General features: G+C 41.5%; 20 protein-coding genes and 2 tRNA genes. 9 read left to right on the top strand and 13 right to left on the bottom strand.

Annotated elements, in window-relative coordinates:
* Nucleotides 1–15: 15 nt before the first annotated feature.
* Entirely contained in the window at nucleotides 16–291 is a 276-nt protein-coding gene (locus V7O63_RS11605; RefSeq protein ID WP_340818715.1) for a ubiquitin-like small modifier protein 1, read from the bottom strand.
* A 358-nt stretch (nucleotides 292–649) separates the two neighbouring features.
* On the opposite strand from V7O63_RS11605, the gene moeB reads away from it, so the two are divergent.
* Nucleotides 650–1,468 carry a molybdopterin-synthase adenylyltransferase MoeB gene (gene moeB / locus V7O63_RS11600; protein ID WP_340818714.1) on the top strand — a complete coding sequence of 273 codons (819 nt, stop codon included), beginning with the start codon at nucleotides 650–652 and terminating at the stop codon, nucleotides 1,466–1,468.
* A 616-nt stretch (nucleotides 1,469–2,084) separates the two neighbouring features.
* Here moeB and V7O63_RS11595 read toward each other — a convergent pair.
* The gene (locus V7O63_RS11595) at nucleotides 2,085–3,047 is read right to left on the bottom strand and encodes a hypothetical protein (protein ID WP_340818713.1); all 963 of its coding nucleotides are present in this window, start codon (nucleotides 3,045–3,047) and stop codon (nucleotides 2,085–2,087) included.
* 169 nt (nucleotides 3,048–3,216) lie between these two features.
* Nucleotides 3,217–4,239 carry an AI-2E family transporter gene (locus V7O63_RS11590; RefSeq protein ID WP_340818712.1) on the bottom strand — a complete coding sequence of 341 codons (1,023 nt, stop codon included), beginning with the start codon at nucleotides 4,237–4,239 and terminating at the stop codon, nucleotides 3,217–3,219.
* A gap of 103 nt (nucleotides 4,240–4,342) precedes the next feature.
* On the opposite strand from V7O63_RS11590, the gene V7O63_RS11585 reads away from it, so the two are divergent.
* Complete coding sequence (locus V7O63_RS11585) at nucleotides 4,343–5,173, top strand: YihY/virulence factor BrkB family protein (RefSeq protein ID WP_340818711.1); 831 nt, start codon at nucleotides 4,343–4,345, stop codon at nucleotides 5,171–5,173.
* 396 nt (nucleotides 5,174–5,569) lie between these two features.
* Here V7O63_RS11585 and V7O63_RS11580 read toward each other — a convergent pair whose 3' ends face one another.
* Both V7O63_RS11580 and V7O63_RS11575 read right to left on the bottom strand, forming a co-directional pair.
* On the bottom strand, nucleotides 5,570–5,869 hold the full coding sequence (locus V7O63_RS11580) for a carboxymuconolactone decarboxylase family protein (RefSeq protein WP_340818710.1): 300 nt from the start codon (nucleotides 5,867–5,869) through the stop codon (nucleotides 5,570–5,572).
* A 204-nt stretch (nucleotides 5,870–6,073) separates the two neighbouring features.
* A complete protein-coding gene (locus V7O63_RS11575; protein WP_340818709.1) occupies nucleotides 6,074–6,445 on the bottom strand; it encodes a helix-turn-helix domain-containing protein in 372 nt (123 codons plus the stop codon).
* Between the two features lie 108 nt (nucleotides 6,446–6,553).
* Here V7O63_RS11575 and V7O63_RS11570 point away from each other — a divergent pair, with 108 nt between their 5' ends.
* Nucleotides 6,554–7,240 (top strand): DUF5591 domain-containing protein, encoded by a 687-nt coding sequence (locus V7O63_RS11570; protein ID WP_340818708.1) that lies wholly within the window; start codon nucleotides 6,554–6,556, stop codon nucleotides 7,238–7,240.
* A 44-nt stretch (nucleotides 7,241–7,284) separates the two neighbouring features.
* Here the strand turns inward: V7O63_RS11570 and V7O63_RS11565 are convergent, their stop codons facing one another.
* Complete coding sequence (locus tag V7O63_RS11565) at nucleotides 7,285–8,013, bottom strand: ATPase domain-containing protein (RefSeq protein WP_340818707.1); 729 nt, start codon at nucleotides 8,011–8,013, stop codon at nucleotides 7,285–7,287.
* 296 nt (nucleotides 8,014–8,309) lie between these two features.
* On the opposite strand from V7O63_RS11565, the gene hmgA reads away from it, so the two are divergent.
* Complete coding sequence (hmgA, locus tag V7O63_RS11560) at nucleotides 8,310–9,554, top strand: hydroxymethylglutaryl-CoA reductase (NADPH) (RefSeq protein ID WP_340818706.1); 1,245 nt, start codon at nucleotides 8,310–8,312, stop codon at nucleotides 9,552–9,554.
* A gap of 88 nt (nucleotides 9,555–9,642) precedes the next feature.
* Here the strand turns inward: hmgA and V7O63_RS11555 are convergent, their stop codons facing one another.
* From V7O63_RS11555 to V7O63_RS11535, 5 genes are all read right to left on the bottom strand, one after another.
* Nucleotides 9,643–10,437, bottom strand: coding sequence for a cohesin domain-containing protein (locus V7O63_RS11555; RefSeq protein ID WP_340818705.1), 795 nt, complete (start codon nucleotides 10,435–10,437; stop codon nucleotides 9,643–9,645).
* Between the two features lie 13 nt (nucleotides 10,438–10,450).
* Complete coding sequence (locus V7O63_RS11550; RefSeq protein ID WP_340818704.1) at nucleotides 10,451–10,654, bottom strand: hypothetical protein; 204 nt, start codon at nucleotides 10,652–10,654, stop codon at nucleotides 10,451–10,453.
* A 37-nt stretch (nucleotides 10,655–10,691) separates the two neighbouring features.
* Nucleotides 10,692–11,924: a 3-isopropylmalate dehydratase large subunit gene (locus V7O63_RS11545; RefSeq protein ID WP_340820839.1), complete on the bottom strand. Its 1,233-nt coding sequence runs from the start codon at nucleotides 11,922–11,924 to the stop codon at nucleotides 10,692–10,694.
* A 167-nt stretch (nucleotides 11,925–12,091) separates the two neighbouring features.
* On the bottom strand, nucleotides 12,092–12,442 hold the full coding sequence (locus V7O63_RS11540) for a transcriptional regulator (RefSeq protein WP_340818703.1): 351 nt from the start codon (nucleotides 12,440–12,442) through the stop codon (nucleotides 12,092–12,094).
* Between the two features lie 512 nt (nucleotides 12,443–12,954).
* Nucleotides 12,955–13,031, bottom strand: a tRNA-Ile gene (locus V7O63_RS11535).
* 180 nt (nucleotides 13,032–13,211) lie between these two features.
* Here V7O63_RS11535 and V7O63_RS11530 point away from each other — a divergent pair.
* Nucleotides 13,212–13,283 (top strand) — tRNA-Ala (locus tag V7O63_RS11530).
* A 182-nt stretch (nucleotides 13,284–13,465) separates the two neighbouring features.
* Here V7O63_RS11530 and V7O63_RS11525 read toward each other — a convergent pair.
* A complete protein-coding gene (locus V7O63_RS11525; protein WP_340818702.1) occupies nucleotides 13,466–14,296 on the bottom strand; it encodes an archaellin/type IV pilin N-terminal domain-containing protein in 831 nt (276 codons plus the stop codon).
* Between the two features lie 266 nt (nucleotides 14,297–14,562).
* Between V7O63_RS11525 and V7O63_RS11520 the strand changes: the two genes are divergently transcribed.
* The 4 genes from V7O63_RS11520 to V7O63_RS11505 all read left to right on the top strand — a co-directional run bounded on the left by V7O63_RS11520 (nucleotide 14,563) and on the right by V7O63_RS11505 (nucleotide 17,780).
* Nucleotides 14,563–15,096, top strand: a complete 534-nt coding sequence (locus tag V7O63_RS11520) for a peptidylprolyl isomerase (protein WP_340818701.1) — start codon at nucleotides 14,563–14,565, stop codon at nucleotides 15,094–15,096.
* Nucleotides 15,097–15,111: 15 nt separating this feature from the next.
* On the top strand, nucleotides 15,112–15,495 hold the full coding sequence (locus V7O63_RS11515; protein WP_340818700.1) for an OB-fold nucleic acid binding domain-containing protein: 384 nt from the start codon (nucleotides 15,112–15,114) through the stop codon (nucleotides 15,493–15,495).
* Between the two features lie 65 nt (nucleotides 15,496–15,560).
* The gene (locus V7O63_RS11510; protein WP_340818699.1) at nucleotides 15,561–16,715 is read left to right on the top strand and encodes an NDP-sugar synthase; all 1,155 of its coding nucleotides are present in this window, start codon (nucleotides 15,561–15,563) and stop codon (nucleotides 16,713–16,715) included.
* A gap of 36 nt (nucleotides 16,716–16,751) precedes the next feature.
* A complete protein-coding gene (locus tag V7O63_RS11505; RefSeq protein WP_340818698.1) occupies nucleotides 16,752–17,780 on the top strand; it encodes a flippase-like domain-containing protein in 1,029 nt (342 codons plus the stop codon).
* Nucleotides 17,781–17,803: 23 nt separating this feature from the next.
* Here V7O63_RS11505 and V7O63_RS11500 read toward each other — a convergent pair whose 3' ends face one another.
* Nucleotides 17,804–19,480, bottom strand: a complete 1,677-nt coding sequence (locus V7O63_RS11500) for a radical SAM protein (protein WP_340818697.1) — start codon at nucleotides 19,478–19,480, stop codon at nucleotides 17,804–17,806.
* Nucleotides 19,481–19,509: the final 29 nt, after the last annotated feature.

Here is a 19,509-nt window from a genome sequence, read left to right as displayed (position 1 = left end):
TGGCTGGTTCACTGTTCATCCACCACTTATTGCAGGCAGGACTGAAACCTCATCATTGTTAGTGATCTTCGTATCGATCCCGGAAAGGTGCCTGATATCTTCGCCGTTCACATACACATTGATGAACCTTCTGATCTCTCCATTCTCCAGCATTAGTGTTTCGAAATCTCTGCCGTATTCGGTTACAAGTCTTTCAACAAGCTCTTTTATCGTTGCTTCGCCCAGTTCAATGGTTGTAGCTCTTGTTCCTGTCACATTGTTCAGGGCAGATGAGAATTTGATGAATACCATTTGTTTTTCACATCCTTTTGCCTCAGTTCCTTCACCCTTTACGTGGTTGCGGATTAGGGCTTGAGGTCAATTGTCACAGAGTCATGATCGTATCTCCTGGATTGCACTCTGTGTTTCTGTCCAATTAGTTCGTATTTATACATCTGTCCTTTTATCGAGGCCAATATGGCCGCTTTTGTGTCGTGTATGTTATAATCATAAAATCAAAAAACAGCACTCTACGAGCGTATTATATTTTCATATTTTATATGACGAACAATATTGCCTCTTTCTATGCCTATTTATCAGAATATCGCAAATTGGCATGTATTAATATACACATTTATAGTTTTTAATTCAACATTTCAGGAAGGCAAAGATGATAAACGAATTCACTGAAGAGCAGATCCATCGTTATTCAAGACATATCATACTACAGGAAGTAGGCGGAACGGGACAGCAGAAACTGTTATCTTCAAAGGTTCTCTGTATTGGTGCAGGTGGGCTTGGTTCTCCTGTTATTCAATACCTGGCTGCTGCCGGGATAGGGGCCATTGGCATTGTTGATGATGACGTTGTGGACCTCAGTAACCTTCAGAGGCAGGTAATACATGGTGGAAATGTGTCCATGTCAAAGGTCGATTCTGCAAAAAGATATGTTGAAGGACTAAATCCTGATGTGGATGTCATCATCTATAACGAGAGGATAAGTCCTGATAATATTCTTGATATCATAAAGGACTATGATATCGTTGTGGATGGCTCTGACAACTTTGCCACCCGTTATCTGGTCAATGATGCCTGTGTGCTTGCAAAGAAACCACTTTCTCATGGCAGTATTTTCCGTTTTGAGGGTCAGGTCATGACAATAGTCCCGGATGATGGCCCTTGCTACAGATGCCTTTTCGAAGATGCTCCTCCTGCAGACATGGTTCCCAGTTGCCAGGAAGCCGGCGTTCTCGGTGTACTGCCTGGTGTAATCGGTTCCATTCAGGCCACTGAGGTTATCAAGTACTTGCTGGGAATTGGCGAGATACTGAAAGGGAGGCTCTTGTTCTATGATGCATTGAACATGTCCTTTGATGAGATCAAGGTCCGTAAGAATCCTTCATGCCCTGTATGCGGTGACAAGCCTTCGATAACAGATATCGAATCTGAGAACTATCTTCATGGGGATGGAGTATGCAGTCTGGGTTAAGAAAACAATGCATTCTAATTTCGGCTCTGTAGAAATCCTATCTTTTTGTGAGATACAAAATAACCGCAGATAAACACAGATACACGCAGATATCAGTATTTTTAATCTGTGTTCATTTGTGGTTTATATCAAAGTAGAGGATTTCTACAGAGCCCTAATTTCATTTTCTAATATGCAATTGACTTCATCTTGATCTAAACTATGTACCAGACCATTAAAAAACACATGTCACTTTCTATTTATTCTATATTAATATCAAATACTTCTATATATGGTACGGGCAAAATTCCATGGATTTATAGTGCCTTAATATAAACTATGAGTTTTTATCTCTGCATTATTCCAACCATTATCTGATGATGAATTTTTTTCTGGCTTTTTTGTTTTCATCTGGTATTTCTGTACCATCTATTTGTATGATTGTGTATTCTTCAGTTCACTGGTTGTATTTTTTTATAATTTCTATATGCTGCTAACAATACAAAAATTACCCATGCTATCTATTTCCTGAAAATCTAATCAATGATTTCGTTTATTCTGAAGATTGTGTTTTGTTGTCATCATTACGTTAACTATAAAGGCAGGACTTAATGCAATTTTTAAAGGAGTGCTATAATCATGAATATATTGCCAACGGAGTAATTATAATCTTATTATTCTCATTTTCCATATCCAACGGAAGTAATATTTCTCCATAGACCTTGAGGTTTATTTGTTTGTCTACCAGTTGCTTATAGGATTCTTTTAGATTACTCATCAGACTATCTTTTTTGAGTGTGATAGTCACATAGACTTTTTCATCATCTTCTGTTTTGAATTCGTTTACAGGATGTGAATATTCGTATTCGTATGAATTATCATCTGGTTTATCGATAATTTTGAACTTGCCTTCTATGAGTACCCAGCCACTTGCATTTTCCAGTCTTGTTATTGTATTGCTGGTTGCATCTTGTGTTAATTCGTTTCTCTTACTTTTGAGCTTTGACTCATCCATCTCAAAAGAGAATCGGGATGTTAAATTAGATACAGCCTTATTGAATTCATCCAGTTCAGATTTATCAATTTCAAGCATATCCAGTTCTAAAGATACTTGATTATTTTTGATGATTGAAGTTTGATATTTCCTGAACTTTTCTGCAACGGAAATTTCATGAGGAGCAATTATTGTCTTTTCCTTAATACCTTTGGAGCTTAATGCTTTAGTATTAGCAACCTGGGGTATTTCTACACCTGCTTCTCCGCATACCTCATTTGAAGATTCTCTCTCTATTTTTTCAATTCTGTCTTCAGAGAAGTAATCGTTATAGACTTCTTCAATACGTTTTTCATTTGCATAATGAAAAGAAATGGTAGATATATTAAGATATTTATTCTTTTTTTGTTTTAGTTCGTCTGTTTTTTCGTCAGAAAGTTGTTCTTTAATTGTTTTACGTAAATATTCGGCTTCACTGTCTGAAAGTTCTAGTTTAGAACTAATATAATATGTAAAAACTCCTAAAATTATACTAAAAATTAATGCTATAATTGCTAGAAGCTGAATTTTTCCATACAAGGAAGCAAGCAATTCAGAATCACTCACTGGTGAAGCGACTAATAATGCTGATGAAATTGTGACTAATATTGCAATTGCTATCGGTAAGCTCTCAGAAATCCTATATTTTATTAGGGATATGCAAACACAACCTTTCTTATTTTATTACTCTAATTATTTTAAAATATATAATGTTTAATAGAGCACTGGAATTTCCTCAATCTACTAAGTACTCCTCGTTGAACATCCTTGCCATGAGGGCCACATACGATATCAGCAGTGGTCCGATGACGATACCCAGCAGTCCGAACAGGTTCAATCCTATTATCACTCCGATGAGTGATTCAAGTGGATGGATCTTTCCTACTTTGTTCTGTATCATGGGTCGCAGGAAGTTATCGATGGTACTGAGGATCCCTCCGCCAATAAGGATTCCTGCTGCAGTAAAATAATCCTGCTGGATCAGCTGGATCAGCACTGCGGGGACCCAGATGAATGTAGCACCCACTAGTGGCAGGAATGAAAGTATCACTGCAACAAATCCCCAGAGGAATGCTCCTTCTACTCCAAGCAAAAGGAAGGTCAGTGTGAGCAGCCCTCCCTGTACGATGGCAATTATTCCTGAACTTATAAGGGTTGCATTTACAATGGACTTGAACTCATTCTGGAGTATCTCTGTGTTCTTCTTGCTGAAAGGGACTATATTTTGAAGTTTGAGCGAGTATTTAGAACCGATCCCTACAAGCAAGTAATAAAGCAGGAAATACATGATGATGAATTCAATTAGCCTTTGTCCCAGACTTTGAATTGCGTTAACGAGCATAACACTGAAGAAATTGGCTGCTGTCGAAATGATCTCTGTTATCTTCTCATTGATGTTGATGTCTATCGGCAATGATTCAAGGTGCAGTTCTTTCATGTACAGGCTGGCAGCGTTCAGATATTCTATGATAGTGCCTGTATCAAAAAGAATATCCTGTATCTGGATGATCACAATTGCCATTAGCATATATAGGGGTATCAGTATCAGGACTATTGTCAGAATGATGATGCCAAAGGCAGATATGCCCCTATTTATTCCTTTTTTACTTGTCATGTAGATGTACAAAGGTTTGAAGACCACATACAGGATGAAAGCACCGAAAAAAGCATTAATGAATGGGTAGAGGGCATAGACAAGGACCGCTACTAATATTCCAAGTATAAGTAATGCCTGTAACATCCTTGAAGAACGGGTCATTACTTCTTACATTCCTGTTCATTGTATTTAAGGGTATTATCCTGCTGACTTCATGTATTTTCATCGAGAAGAGATAAATGGGATCATATACTAGTTTTAGTGGATGATATCAAAGTATGCGTCTCTTTTCAAAAGTACACTCCATAAATGGATGGAAGATGATGGTATCGCAAATAGTGCTGCTCTTTCCTTCCATGCTATAATAGGAATGCCGGCACTTCTTCTTTTTACTCTATTTCTGGGCAGCATATTTTTGAAACAACAGTTGATCGAGGCGGCAATAATCACAGATGTATCGCTTTTTGCAGATGATACGTCCATAAGGATATTGAATTCATTATTTACCCAGCTCTCTGTCGATACATCCTTTAACTTTGGTATTGTCCTGAGTTTCTTCTTATATCTCTGGAGTGCAGGGAATATCTTCGTGCAGTTGCAGCGGATGACCAATAAGATGTGGGGTCCAAAGGCAACTGACCGTAGCTGGCTTCATACTTTTGTTCGTAACAGGGCTGTTGCTCTGTTTGCAGCTCTGGTCTTTGGAGTGCTTGTGGCCATAAGTACTTTGTTCGAAGTTGTGTTCTTCATCATTTCTGATAATCTGGAAATAGCATTCTCAATCCCTTCTAATATTGTTCAGGCAATTAATTTTGGAATAAACATTCTGACCCTGATCGCTCTTTTCATGTTCTTTTTCAGGGTGCTTCCTGAAAGGAATCCCGGGTTAAGGTTTGTTTTCACAGGATCATTGCTAACGGTTTTCCTTCTTACTATTGGAAAGTACCTTATGGGTCTCTATCTGTTTTACAGTAACCTGACAACGGTATATGGGTCAATTGGGTCTGTTATTGTTATTTTCATGTGGGTCTACATGTCTTCTATCATTGTGACTTTCATGGCAGAATTCATAGGGGTGTATTCAGAATCGGCATGAACCGACCTTAGTATTATACGATATGTATATTATATAGTACATAATTCTAAATAAACATTATATATTATATTTATTTATGTATATGTTATGCAAGTGAAGTTTTTGTCTTGATCTGAAGTATAGTTATTCATGTTTTTTTTTTTTTCTTCGCATCATTGGGGTTGTTGAATTATGTGGAACTTTCTATTATGGAGGTCTATGGCAGCTACGTTTAGTATTCCATGTATGATCTTATCATAATGGGTATTTATGACTAAAGCATATGTTTAATATCAGGTTAATATGCCTGTAATATTTGTATGATATTCTAAAGACCAGTGTGTTGAGCGTTTCTTTGCATCAACAGTTTTCGATCCAAAAAAGAAATGGAAAATAAGGAATTTGTCGGGAGACTATTTAGAGTATTTCCCTGAGTCCGTTGGCTGCGGTGTAAGCGCTTCCAATGCCTCCTATGAAGTTAGCGATACGCACAGCTTCCATTATCTCTTTCTTTGTAGCACCTGCTTCCATTGCCTGCAGGGCAAGTACTTTAACTCCATCCACAGCTCCATGGTCTGCATCAAGTGCCATGGCTATGAGGAATTTGTATTTCAGTGGTATACTGCCCTCTGAAAGTGCGTTCTCACGTGCTCCTTCTATGATGTCGAAGAATTCACTGTCCTTTTCCTGAATTATGCCTAGTGGGTGTCCTTCCATTTTATTAACTCCATTTTCAGTGGTATGTTTACTGTATTCAATGCTACTTGTTATTCGTTTCTTGAAATACTTTACTTCAAGGACAGGGTCAATTGTCTCATATGTAAACAAGAGGTTGCTATACAATAAATATACTATTAGTTAGAATAATAATGCAAATGATGATATGCGGGTGGGTGGAAAGTCCCTACAATAAAACAGGTTTCAGACAATAAGTTCCTTATCGAAGTTCTCAATAAGGTCGTTCATCTTCTGATACCACTGGTCTATTGTCTTCCTGATCATCTCTTTGACCACGGTGGGTTCTATTGCCACGTATTCATAATAGTATCCGCCAATGGATATGGACTTTGTTTCCCTGTACACAAGACCTGCGGCAATGAGGTTCTGCAATGAGCGGTATGCTGTACTGCGCTCTCTTCCAAGGAGTTCTCCAAGTCTCTCTGCGGTCATTGCACCATGTTCGAGCAATGTCTTGTATGTATTTATATCAAGTTCTTTAAGCCCAAGCACACATTTCGCCATATCTTCGCATTTACATTCGGCTCTTAGCATTTCAGGTATAGAACTTGCCATTTTACTCACGATCCATAGAATAGGTTTACTTGCTTTTTGTGCAATTTACACAAAACCGAATAAAGATTGCGTCAATTATATATATAGTTTGCCAGAATCTCCCCTTCCTTGACAATAATACCTGAAGACGAAAGGTCCGATCTCCCTCTGGATACGGATGAAGTTATCTATCACCCTGATATGATACGTGCAAACGAGTGGGTACTGAGTGAATATGAGGCTCCGGTCAGAGATGTCTGTATCTTTGTCCCGTGTGCCAAGAAAAAACCATACCATGAAAGTCCTTCACACAAGATATTCGATAAAGTTATCTTCGGGATCCTTGGACCTGAAGAGGTTCATGTGGTGGTCTTTGGAACATGTGGGATAACTCCGAGGGAGTTAGATACCGAATACCCTTTCATGGACTATCAGTTCATGCTTGGTAAATGCAATGTGGCAAAGGTAAAACGTGATTTCATTAAAATGGAAAGTCAACGTCTTGCGGAGTATCTAAGGAAGACCCGGGATAACTACAAGCATCGTATCGCTTACTGCATTGGTGACTTCAGGAAAGCAATGGAACTGGCGGTTGAGATGTCAGGTGTTGATGTGACCATTGTGCCCAAAGAAGGGACCATCAATTCACAGGTCCAGCCAGGAAAGAAGTTCATCTATGGGAGCCTGAATCAAACCAGCTATCTTCGTGACTTTTCCGATGCAATTGCAGACATTTCAGGAAAAGGTCTGAAGAATGATATCAGGAGCGAAGATGAACAGAATAATACCAACGATAATGACTGGTATCTTTTCTGAGAAATGTATTAAAAAGTAATGTGAGTGGCTTTTGATGCCACTACTTAATCGAGGTATGGTGACTGCGCAAGCACAGACATACCATTATCTGATATGTTAAGGACCCTTACCTCATTTATTGTGCCTGATCCTCTCATCTTCATAATATAGATGGAACGCTGAAGGTTGTTACCTGCGATTATACGGTCCAGCTTAATGACGGAGTCAGCACCATATTCTACCATCTCGTCCAGTCCGAACATTGCCCCTACGGTTATTACGGATGTCACGTCATGCTTGCGGAACACGCTGAAAACATCATCTATCAGTGTTCTTAGTTTGTAATTTGATTCTATTGCAAGGAAGAGGGCTTCTATTGAATCGATGAAGATACGTGTTGGCTGTATATCCTCTATCTTGCTTTCCACCAGTTTCTTAAAGCTTTTGATAAGTTCGGATGGTGCGATCTCGACACTCTTCTGAAGGCGAAGGCTTGGGTCTGTAATATCTACAAAGGTGAGTAATCCCTGTTCGACATATTCCTCAAGGTCCAGGCCAAAGGATGTTTTCATCTCTCTGACAATTGATTTTGATTCTTCTGAGGTGATGATGCACATTACCTTTTCACCGTTCTTTGCTCCTTCAGCTATGAACTGTGTTCCAAATATCGTTTTACCAGTACCAGATTTTCCTGACACGACATTTGCAGTTCCTTTGAAGAATCCTCCGCGCAACATTTCATCCAGTCCGGATATCCCGGTATTCACTCTCTCTGATGGGTCAGCACCTGTCATTTTAAACCACCTTAAATGTTTTAAATTAAATTATATTCCCAAACTTAGTGATCATATATTATTAGTATCTGCTTTCATTAAAAAGTATATGATACTTGTACTTTTTAGAATATTGTTTATTATGTTATCCTAATATAAAAAAGCACGTATTTTATTTTATCGACCGCTCATTTTCTATCTCAGCATGCTGAAAACAAATAGGCGTGAACTATTTGTATCATTGTGACCAAGTCCGTACTTATAAAAAAGATACTATCTGCTTTGCTGTTTTACCGATCTTACAGAGGGATATGAACATGACATCAAGAACTGAACTTAACAGGGAAAAAAAAGAGTTGCTAGAGGGTGTTATCTCCGGCGAGATATCTTTTCACAAACTTGACAGCCTTACCGATAAAGAAACTGCTGTCATGATACGACGATATGCTATTGAGGAAAGCTCTGACTTCAATTTCGATCACATACAGAACTTTTCAATAGATGTTGAGAATGCAAGTAAGAAGAACATAGAGAATATGATCGGTGTAATTCAGGTTCCTCTGGGTGTGGCCGGTCCTCTTAAAGTGAATGGTGAATTTGCAGATGATTCTTTCCAGTTGCCACTGGCCACAACAGAAGGTGCTCTTGTTGCAAGTGTTAACAGGGGCTGTTCTGTAATTACCCGTTCAGGTGGTGCAAATGTCCGTATATTCCAGGATGTAATGACACGTGCTCCTGTGTTCAGGCTTGAGAATGTGATCCGTGCAAAGGAATTTGCTGACTGGCTGAACGACCCTTCAGTTCTTTCCCGCATGAAGGCCAAGGCAGCAGATACCACACGCTTTGGTGAACTTATCGATGTGAAGGCATTTGTAACTGGTAATACTGTGTATGTACGTTTCTCATATGATACCAAGGATGCTATGGGGATGAATATGGTAACTATTGCTACAGATGCTGTTCTCAGTTTGATTGAGGATGAGTTTGGTGCCATACCTGTGTCACTTTCAGGTAATATGTGCACTGACAAGAAACCGGCAGCTATCAACAACATTCTTGGAAGGGGTAAGACGACCGTTGCCGATGTCACAATACCTGCATCACTTGTGTCTGAACGACTGAAATGCAAACCTGAGACCATGGTAGAGGTAAACTATCGCAAGAACCTGCTTGGTTCTGCAAGGGCCGGCTCCCTCGGATACAATGCACATGCTGCGAACATAATAGCTGCAATGTATATTGCCTGTGGACAGGACCCTGCACACGTTGTAGAGGGTAGCAGCACCATTACCACAATGGAGATCACCCAGTATGGTGACCTGTATTGTTCAGTCACTCTTCCTGCAATGGCGATCGGTACTGTGGGAGGCGGTACCAACCTTGGTCCACAGCTGGATTGCCTGAGGATGCTTGGTGTAAGCGGTTCAGGCACTCCTCCGGGTTCCAATGCAAAGAAACTCGCTGAGATAATTGCCTCAGCCGTACTTGCAGGTGAGATCTCACTGGTAGGTGCACAGGCTGCAGGCCATCTTGCAAGGGCTCATGCAGAACTTGGAAGGTAAGGAGTAAGAGAGTTAATCTTTCTCTGAAAAAGAACAAATTTATCTTAGGATAAAAGCGAAGGGGATGTTCCCCTTTTTATTATCCTCTTTATTTTTTCCTGTCAAGGAAATATGCAATTGCAAAAAAAGCTATTACTGCAAGAGCTAACATTGTTACACCTGACGCGCCGGTACTGGTGAACTCCGTTTCTTCATTCTCGTTCAGGTCACCTGCTCCTTCCGGGTCATCTATGCTAGCAAAGACCGCTTCCAAATTCTCATTACCAGTACCACTTTGTTCCGGTTCCTGTGATGCAATGGCTTCTTCGTCCTGTTTCTGGATGATATTAAATTCGGTGCCTTCGTCGTTGCTGTCTGCTTCTTCATCATTTTCTGATGCAACATCAATATTTATTATTGAGTCAAAGGTCACAACAGGCAATTCGTTCCCATTCACGTCTCCCAGAACAACATCTGTGATCCTGAGCTCACATGGTCCATTATTATATCCTGTTGTGATATCTATCGTGCAAAAGATACCTTCATCTGAAACCGGATCTCCCATGATGACTGCGCTGTAGATCATGGATACGGTTCCTTTCTGTTCATCAATAATGCCTGGATTGAACATCACAGCTGAACCGGTGCTTGCAAAGAAGTCTCCTTCTTTGATATTGTTGATGTCTACAAGTCTGTTATCATAGCTCAGATCGAACTGTAAGCCTGCTACTGCCGTATCCGGCTTGACATGGACCTCTAATGTGAGGTCCTTTCCTGGTCCTGCCGTATGTGAGGATGGAACAATGCTAACACTTGTGGAAGCTGTTGCCATTCCCGAAAGGAATACAATGCACAAAAAAATGAGTATTATGCCACTCAGTTTCCTGAATACTGGCCTGATCATGGTGTGTTCCGGACTACTCCAGCTTTGTTCTGGCCTTTTTCAACAGCTCGGAACATTCGTCCATCTTCGATGCTGCCAGCCTTATATCTTCAGCTATATCTTTGTAGCCTGCATCATCTATCTTTGTTGCCCACTCACTGAAACTTGTACTGTGGCTATCGTTATGCTCTATCCAGTGCCCTATGAGGTGATCAAGTTTTGCTTTGTCAAGTTCCATTCTAATTTCTCCACTCATATGTTCTTCATTCTTGCATTTATATTTCACGAGGGTCAGTGATCTCTCCGGTGAGAGCAGACGCTGCTGCTGTAGCAGGAGATGCAAGATAGATGGATCCTCCGGTTCCCATTCTTCCTTTGAAGTTACGGTTGGCGGTTGAGATGCATGACTCGCCTTTACCTATGACTCCCATATGTCCTCCAAGGCATGGACCGCAGCCAGGTGGTCCGACCACAACACCTGCATCAAGGAGAGTTTCAATTATGCCTTTCCTGACAGCTTCAACAAGAACGCCACGTGATGCTGGCACTACTATCGTCCTGATTGCGACCTTCTCTCCTTTCAGGATGGACGCAGCTACTTCCAGATCTTCAAGTCTTCCATTGGTGCATGTACCTATGAAGGACTGGTCAAGCTTTGTGGGCTTGACATCAGATATGTCCTTCACATTATCTACCTGGTGTGGTATGGATATCTGAGGCTCAAGTTCAGTTGCATCGAAATCGTATTCTTTTGAGTATATGGCATCCTCATCAGCATAGACTGGTTCGTATTCCTGAGCAGCCCTGCCTTCAAGGAAGTCAAATGTGGTCTTATCAGGTGGTACTATGCCTGCTTTACCGCCCATCTCAATTGCCATGTTACTGAGGGTCATCCTGCCGGACATGGAAAGTGATTCGATGGTGCTTCCATAGAACTCAGCAGCCTTATAGGTTGCACCAGCAATTCCGAGTGTGCCTATCATTTTAAGGATCAGGTCCTTTGCATAGACCCCATCGTTCAGTTTTCCTTCAGCAGTTATCTTTATGCTTTCAGGTACCTTGAACCAGAGTTTTCCTGATGAGAATATCTCTGCCATGTCAGTGGCTCCTACTCCGGTGCCGAATGCCCCAAAAGCTCCATAGGTGCATGAATGCGAGTCGGCTCCGACTATGAGTTTACCAGGCAGGGCGAATCCATTCTCAGGAAGTAATTGGTGGCAGATCCCTTCTCCGACATCATAGAAGTTCTTGATGCCCTGGTCCCTGATCCACTCACGTATCTCGCTCTGTAGTCCGGCGGTGGTGTCAGTATTTGCAGGTGTGAGGTGATCGAAAGGTATGACTATTCTCTCCGGGTTCCAGACCTTTTCTTCTTCCATCTCTTTGAAGGCTTTGACTGCAAGGACACTTGTGCCATCATGTGCCATGGCAAAATCAACATCTGCGATCACAAAATCATTTGCCTTTACTTCTTTTCCTGAAGCACGGCTGAATATTTTTTCGCTTATAGTACTCAAAAGATTAACTCCGTTAGTGTAATGGGGATCGGGATTGTTAAATATCCCTTTTTAACTTAAAATCTTCGATAGGAAAATTACTTACTATTGAGTATAAAGTTCCCTGTAAAAAAGGTTTTTTGCTGCCAGAGGCAGCAGGAAAAAAGAAAAAGCTTCGTCTATGCGAGTCGCTTTAGTTTCTCAATATTATTGAGCACATAACTGCTTTCCAGCAGGATCCTTTGCTCAATGCTCTGGACTATCTCGTCCAGTGGGGTTATAAGCCTGTATAGTTTTACAGGTCTTCCTTTACCTTCTGTCTTCTTCACTTCCCTGATGTCTACCCACTCATTTTCTTTGAGGTATCTCATTGCAATGCTGACCTCGGGTTGTCTGAGGCTTGAATTTCTCTCTATGTCGCGGGATGTGATCTCGTCTCCGCATGAGAGGCAGGCAAGGGTTAAAGCTACAGGTCGGTTTATGTCCAATTTCCTTAATAGCTCTACAATCTCATACTCTTTTTCGTTCATGCCACTAGGTTTTTTCTCTCTCATCCAAAATCACCAGATTAATATGCACTTTGTGTGTTTTGATCCTTCGTTTTTAGGATATGTCTGTTTACAGGTATTCTCATCACAAGATACTTGTTGATGCGATATGTCCTGTACATGTATCCGGGATCATTGCTATGAATTCTAATTACTATTATTGTAATTTATTATATATTAATATTCTTTATATTATAATAGAAAGTCAACAACATCTATTTTTGATAATATACTTTTAGCTGAATTTAAATTTAAAAGGATGAAAGAAAAGCGCAGATCATTGATTATGGATCTTTATAATCCAATGTAACGTTCTCCAAAAAGGTGTGGTCTTTACGAATGATGTTGTCTGGACCTCGGGGATGAGCTGAAATATAATTGGCCTGGAAGGATCTCTCAAGTCAAGTACTAATAAATACTCCAGATCACATAGATAAAATAAATTGCATTTAGTTCGTATTGATATTGCAAGAAAAATAGTATAAGATGTATGATGGTGGGCCCGCTGAGATTCGAACTCAGGGCCTCACGGTTATCAGCCGTGCGCTCCACCTAGCTAAGCTACGGGCCCACATTGCTTGTGTCTCGCATGATGCTCTTCATCACGCGACACTCCAAATACGCATACAGATACTTTAACGTTTCGCTCGGAAGCTGGTTTTTGGATTAATTTATTTAATATGTCTTCTTTGCTCATTGGCTTGCAGCGATAGGTTTATGTTTGATAATGTTCTGTATGACTTGATATTCCGGGCTGGTAGATCAGGGGAAGATCGCTACCTTGGCATGGTAGAGGCCTCGGGTTCAATTCCCGACCAGTCCACTTACTTTTTTGCCGGAACTGCAAGGACAGTGTTGCATGTTCGTGTAATTGTTTGTTCCCTATCTGAATTCTGAAATTACATAGGCAGGCCTATAGACTTAAATATCCAATTTTGTCCTGTTCAGGTCGAGAGTAAAAAAGAAAAGTTAAAAGTCACTGGTATGATTCGTTCTTTTGTCCTGTCATGGGTACAGTTGTACCATTTCATAGCTTCCGAATGTAGTGGGCAGAATGAAGTCTGCGTATGATGATGCTCCTGTTTCAGGTGTCACTACTATGTTCACGGTAGCCCTGGGTTCAAGGTTCAGGCCAGAGGATTTCAGTGTGGATGAAACGTTGATCGTTTTCAGGGTGGTGTATCCGGCGTCTACAGATGACTGGGATACTGTAGGTACGTAGACCACAACAAAATCACCAGTAGTAAGTACTGGTTGTGACTGGGAAAACGAATCGTCTTCGTCTCTTATCTTTTCAACAGTGAAATATGTCTGGGAGTTCACGTATGTCACATTCGCTCCGGGGTTGCCCAGTGTAGAGTTCTCAGTAAGGGCCTTTTCCAGATTTATTGCCGGACTATCACTAAATCCTGACATGTTTCCTGCCACGCCGGGCGTTGGTGCCCTGCTATTCGTGTTCCCTGCGTATATCAGATTATTCGTTCTGAACCCATCTGTGATACTTATGACAACTTCTTTGAGGTCTACCGGTTCGCTGGCAGCGTTCAATCCTATAGTGATCTTCAGCAGGTCGAGTGTTTCTGCCATATCGCTGGCACTGTTCTTTGCTCTATATCCTTCGATCTTCTGGACCATAAGGTTAGATGAAACCTCTTTTGTTGCTTCTTTTCCAGTGCTCTGGGCTTTCTGTTGGAGTACTCCGGATGTCTGTATCAGGACAGAGGCAGCAACGGCTGCTACAAGTACCATTGCAATGAAAATGATAAGGGTCCCTATCCCTATCTGTCCTTTTGTATTATTTTTTAATCTAGTTTTGTTAGCATGTTCAATGTGCATTATTCTCACCAGTGATTATTGATGTGCTGCAACAATTGCACATGTATATACTGCATTTATATATTATATGTACTTTTCTATCTATTTAGTGAAATGTGTATGAAACTTTCTTAACATATGTTTTCCATATATAACTTTCATCTATCTTTATTTCAGAACTCTTATATATCTTGAAGTAACACACTAAATTATTCTTGATGTATATGATTTTTCATACCTGTACTTCTGATCATGAAATAAAATAGTTGAAAATCAATGGTGATCCTGTGAAGAAAATATTATTCATTTTGCTTCTCTTATCTTTGTTCGTCAGTGGCTGTACTGAATCCGATACATCTCAAAAGGTGGAGTCCGGTGACTACATATCTGTGAACTATACAGGTAGTCTTGATGATGGGACTGTGTTCGATACTTCTATTGAAGAAGTTGCAAAGGCCGAAGATGTCTATAATCCTTACAGGACATATGAACCACTATCTTTCACAGCCGGTGCCGGTCAGATGATAAAGGGATTCGATGATGCTGTAATAGGTATGAGTGTTGGCGATGAGAAAACTGTGACAATCCCTTCGGAGGAAGCGTATGGCGCTTATTGTCCTGAACTTCTTATACCTTTGTCAATTGATGACTTCCAGGCTGTTAATATCACTCCTGTGATTGGTCAGAAAGTTACTTATCAGGGTCAGGTGGGAACGATTGTCAATATCTCTGATAAGAATGTGACGATCGATTGTAATCATAATCTGGCTGGCAATGATCTGACATTCACAATAGAGCTTGTCTCCATAGAAAAAGCCTGAATCAATGGTTCATATATGGAAAAAGAAGAAAAGATCGTTGTTATTCTTCTGTGCATGGCTCTGCTGTCACTGGGAATAGCCTATGCTACGTTCTTCTCCGATGGGAATGCGAGTGGTGTTGGTGGATTCAGTTCTTCTTCTGTACCGGGGGATAATGTTCAATTCACCGGTGAGGTGCTTTCAAAGCAATTCACCTATACAGGCGATCATCTTGTGCTGGATATTGACTATGGTCAGGGGGTTGTCATGGTCTTTGTACCTTCAGGCAATGGTGCAAAGGATGTTGATTCAAAGGTGACTGCGAATGACCATCTATTCATTAAAGGTACTGTTGAGGAATACATGGGTGAGCTCGAGGTGGTCGTTCAGGATGCCAAAGATGTCAGTGTCCTGGAATAAGGGGTCTGTAAAAATTAATTGTTAGTCGCTAGAGATATATGCAAAAAATAACCTCATACTAAAATATGAAAGCCTGTATCATGTGTGGCGGGGAGGGCACCAGGCTCCGTCCTTTGACATTTGCAAGACCAAAACCAAGTATTCCTATTTTGAACAAGCCTTCAGTTGTACATCTCATAGAACATCTTGCAAAGGAAGGTTTCAATGATATTGTTATAACCCTTGGCTACATGGCCGATAAGATAGAAGAGCAGCTTGGAGACGGGCGTATATTCGGTGTTCATATAGATTATGTCTATGAGAAGGATAAACTTGGGACGGCAGGCGGCGTAAAGAACGCGGAGAAATACCTGCGTGATGAACCTTTCATAGTTCTTGGTGGGGACCATGTAATGAACCTGAATCTCCGTGAGATGCACAGGTTCCATGAAATGACGGATGCTCTTGTCACTATTGGTCTTCTTTCCATTGATGATCCGCGGGAGTTCGGTATTGCGGATATGGATGTTAATAACAGGATACGCCGCTTCTTAGAAAAACCGGGTCCCGGTGAGATATTCAGTAATCTTGCAAGTACGGGGATCTATGTATGTGATCCTGAGATATTCGACTGGATCCCGGAGAATACGAAATATGATTTTGCAAAGGACCTCTTTCCTGACATCCTTGCTAAAAAAAGGAAGATAAATGGTCTTCTTGCAACTGGCAGGTGGACTGATGTGGGGAGTCCTCAGGCTTACAGGCAGGCACAACGATGGATGCTTGAAACTCTTCCCGGCACGACCATTGAAGGTCATTTCAGGACAAAGGATGCTCGTATAAAGGGTCCTGTTGCTCTTGGTCATAATGTGTCGGTGGGTTCAAACTCGGCTATCGTTGGTCCTATTGTGATAGGGGAAAATACGACTATAGGTGACAATGTTCTTATCGGTCCTTACACGACCATTGGTTCCAATTGTGTTATACAGGATGATTCGAGGATATTGTCCTCATACCTGTTCAATGGTGTGACAATAGGGGATAATTCTAATGTTTCCGGCTCTATTATTGATAATGATACAAAGGTGGGCAAAAACTGTAGTCTTGAGAATGGTACTGTCATTGGGCCGGATGTGACTATTGGTGATGATGTCACTGTTCATTCTGATATCAAGGTGTGGCCAAAGGTCTCTATTCCTGCTAGGACGCGGGTCAGGGAAGATATTCTGAACAACTCTTAATACGAATGCCTGCCTTTGTTTAGATGTGGTTGGGATATGAACAAGTTAAAGAAATGGATTGTCATATCATTACTTATCAGCCTTGTTTCCGGGTTGGTAGTTTTTATTTTTACCTTTGATTCAGATACGTTTGCCGCTCTGGCGGAACTCCGGCCGGAATATCTGCTTGCAGCAGCTGTCATACATGCTCTTACATATGTGATATGGGGTATGAGGACAAGATCTCTCTGCAGGGCCCTTGGTCATAATGTTGGCTATATGAGGTCGGTCGAGATCGTGACCTCGGGGACGCTGGCGGCTTCGATAACTCCTTCTTCCCTTGGTGGTGAGCCGCTCAGGATCCATTTACTCCATGGTGAGAAGATGCCTCTGGGCAAGGCCACTGCTGTAGTACTTGGGGAACGGGTACTTGATGGTATTCTCATACTGGCACTTGCTCCTATCTCGATATATATCATACGTGGTGTTCTGAAGGACTCTATGTTCGATGCAATGTTCTTTTTTGCAGAGGTTGGGTTGGTTTTCATACTTATTCTTATTTTGTATGCACTATGGAGGCCGGAACCAACAAAGAAGGTCGTATATTTCCTCGTCCATAGACTTGCCCCTCTTCTGGGAAAGAAAACTGATGATGCTCTTGAGAAGGTTCTGTGCAGGGTTGACTCCGAGCTTGAACATTTCCACGACAGCATTTCAGTACTTACGAATGAAGGTAGAAAGGGTCTTGCTTTTGGGATATTCCACACTCTTGGATTCTGGTTCGTGGACTTCTCAATGCTCTATGTGATACTGATAGGACTGAATCAGCACCCTGACCCTGTGGTCGTCTTTGCATCACAGGTGATCATAATGATCCTTATAGTGATACCGGCAACACCTGGTGCAAGCGGTATTGCAGAATTTGCGGGGACCACCGTATTCTCTTTGTTCGTGTCATCCTCGGTCCTGGGTATAGCAGTCATTGCCTGGAGGGCATTTACCTTCTATATGAATCTCTTTGTCGGTGGTTTTGTCAGTTTCAAGATACTCAAGGATGCGGATTTCATCAGGAAGTATCTGGATTGACGTGTTCAGTCTATGGAACTGCATTATAGGTCAATGTAGGGCAGTATTCCTTCATTGCCTGTTCTTTTTATCATGTCTTCTTTGCTTGAGAATGGGATATGCTTCTGTATTTCGATCGCCTGTTTCTTTCCGATTCCCGGAAGCTCCTGTATGAGTTGCAGGGGTGCGCTATTGATATTAAGCGGGTATGGCACTCCGGTGACCGACCTGTGGCCGTGGCGTGTAATGGTGATGTCTGTAAAATTGTTGAGTGGCATACTGGCGGGAATTCCTACCAGGAGTGGGTATGATCCCATTTGCCTGCCAAAACACATCTTTCCGTCGTTGACCTCGCAGAGTACGTCCTTTAGTATTGTTCCAACGGGTACCACTTTCTGTAGCATCGGGAGATCTATCTCCTTTCTTATCTTCTCTTTGTACTTGAGGAATATCTGCTTGTGTTTTTTTACAAGTTTGTCATTGCCGTACATTGGCGTGTCCGGGAATGCCATCACCTGTCTGATATTTATTCTTCGCAGCAGCAGGTCTGAGTCCATGACACGTTTAAGGAAATCATAGTTCATGTCGAATGTCTTTTTTGTTTCTCCCATCAGGCCATGCACGATGTTGATCCCTGGTAGAAGTTCAGGCATCCCATTGCTACCTCTGGTCCTGCCTATCTCATTGATCATCCTGATGGCCTCAAAGACATCATCGGGCATCGCCTTCAATCCATTTGCCTTCACAACATCCGGGTCAGCACTTTCCATTCCAAGGGCAGCCACGTCACCTGATGTATGGTATTTAACAATTGTTTTGAATATATCTTTGCAGAGTTCAGGATAGGTTGCTATTGTTCCTGGGTTGGCATTGTCCATATGCAGCACCTTTAGCTGTGGTGCTGCATTCCTTATGCCTTTGTAGAGGGTCAGGATAGCATCAGGGTCTGGTTCCGGGATGTGTCCGCCTTTGTCCTTTGCATGGTAACTGAGTATGTCCGGTTGCCTGCCTATTCTGAAATATCTGGCTCCTCTTTTGTAAAGCCCGGATACTTCTGATATAACATCTTCTATGGGCCTGTAATCGGAACTTCCATACGATGGTTCCGTGCAGAATGAACAATGTCTTTCACGCCCGCATCCTCTGTAGGTCTCAAGTTCGCACATCACATTGGGGTAGTCCGGATGTTGTTCGATGATGAAGGCACCATTTAGCGCCCATCTGCCTATCTCTGTGACTGACCTGAAGCGATGTTCGACTTCCTGATGATTGGTGTTCTGTTCGGCAAGTATGTCAAAGACAAAGGCTTCAATATCCTTTCTGCAGATGGTTGCGTCAGTGTTGTCCAGGAGGCTGCGTTCTGCTTTCCTGCCTCCTTCCATTGAGAAACCGAGTCTTATGGGTCCGCCCAGTATATTTGTTCCATTGGATGCACTGAATATGCTTTCTATCTCTCCGATACTTATGGGTGTGGAACGCAGATATTTTCCAGGAACTGTCATGCCTGCAACTACTATGGTTATATCGGCTTTCTGTATGATATCAGAGACCTTTGCAGGGTTCTTGCGTATGTCGTCTATAGTGAAGTAGGATATGTCTCTTTCCTGCAATCCTCTCTCTCTTAATGCACCTGCAATATATCTGATGTATGGGGATATGTATGGTGGAACTCCGAAGCAGGCCGGTTCATCCACGTATCCGTCAATTATTATTGCTCTCATATTCAGTAAAATATGTATTATTTATTCTA

Origin of the sequence: Methanolobus sp. WCC4, from assembly GCF_038022665.1 — an archaeon.
GTDB lineage: Archaea > Halobacteriota > Methanosarcinia > Methanosarcinales > Methanosarcinaceae > Methanolobus.
The sequence above is the reverse complement of the archived record's forward strand: the minus strand, read 5'-3'. Positions and strand labels throughout refer to the sequence as shown.

Bases quoted from the DNA above. Each gene is read 5' to 3' on its own strand.
- V7O63_RS11605 (WP_340818715.1), bottom strand. From the start codon at position 291: ATGGTATTCATCAAATTCTCATCTGCCCTGAACAATGTGACAGGAACA.
- moeB (WP_340818714.1), top strand. From the start codon at position 650: ATGATAAACGAATTCACTGAAGAGCAGATCCATCGTTATTCAAGACAT.
- V7O63_RS11590 (WP_340818712.1), bottom strand. From the start codon at position 4,239: ATGACCCGTTCTTCAAGGATGTTACAGGCATTACTTATACTTGGAATA.
- V7O63_RS11585 (WP_340818711.1), top strand. From the start codon at position 4,343: ATGATATCAAAGTATGCGTCTCTTTTCAAAAGTACACTCCATAAATGG.
- V7O63_RS11580 (WP_340818710.1), bottom strand. From the start codon at position 5,869: ATGGAAGGACACCCACTAGGCATAATTCAGGAAAAGGACAGTGAATTC.
- V7O63_RS11575 (WP_340818709.1), bottom strand. From the start codon at position 6,445: ATGGCAAGTTCTATACCTGAAATGCTAAGAGCCGAATGTAAATGCGAA.
- V7O63_RS11565 (WP_340818707.1), bottom strand. From the start codon at position 8,013: ATGACAGGTGCTGACCCATCAGAGAGAGTGAATACCGGGATATCCGGA.
- hmgA (WP_340818706.1), top strand. From the start codon at position 8,310: ATGACATCAAGAACTGAACTTAACAGGGAAAAAAAAGAGTTGCTAGAG.
- V7O63_RS11555 (WP_340818705.1), bottom strand. From the start codon at position 10,437: ATGATCAGGCCAGTATTCAGGAAACTGAGTGGCATAATACTCATTTTT.
- V7O63_RS11550 (WP_340818704.1), bottom strand. From the start codon at position 10,654: ATGGAACTTGACAAAGCAAAACTTGATCACCTCATAGGGCACTGGATA.
- V7O63_RS11540 (WP_340818703.1), bottom strand. From the start codon at position 12,442: ATGAACGAAAAAGAGTATGAGATTGTAGAGCTATTAAGGAAATTGGAC.
- V7O63_RS11525 (WP_340818702.1), bottom strand. From the start codon at position 14,296: ATGCACATTGAACATGCTAACAAAACTAGATTAAAAAATAATACAAAA.
- V7O63_RS11515 (WP_340818700.1), top strand. From the start codon at position 15,112: ATGGAAAAAGAAGAAAAGATCGTTGTTATTCTTCTGTGCATGGCTCTG.
- V7O63_RS11510 (WP_340818699.1), top strand. From the start codon at position 15,561: ATGAAAGCCTGTATCATGTGTGGCGGGGAGGGCACCAGGCTCCGTCCT.
- V7O63_RS11505 (WP_340818698.1), top strand. From the start codon at position 16,752: ATGAACAAGTTAAAGAAATGGATTGTCATATCATTACTTATCAGCCTT.
- V7O63_RS11500 (WP_340818697.1), bottom strand. From the start codon at position 19,480: ATGAGAGCAATAATAATTGACGGATACGTGGATGAACCGGCCTGCTTC.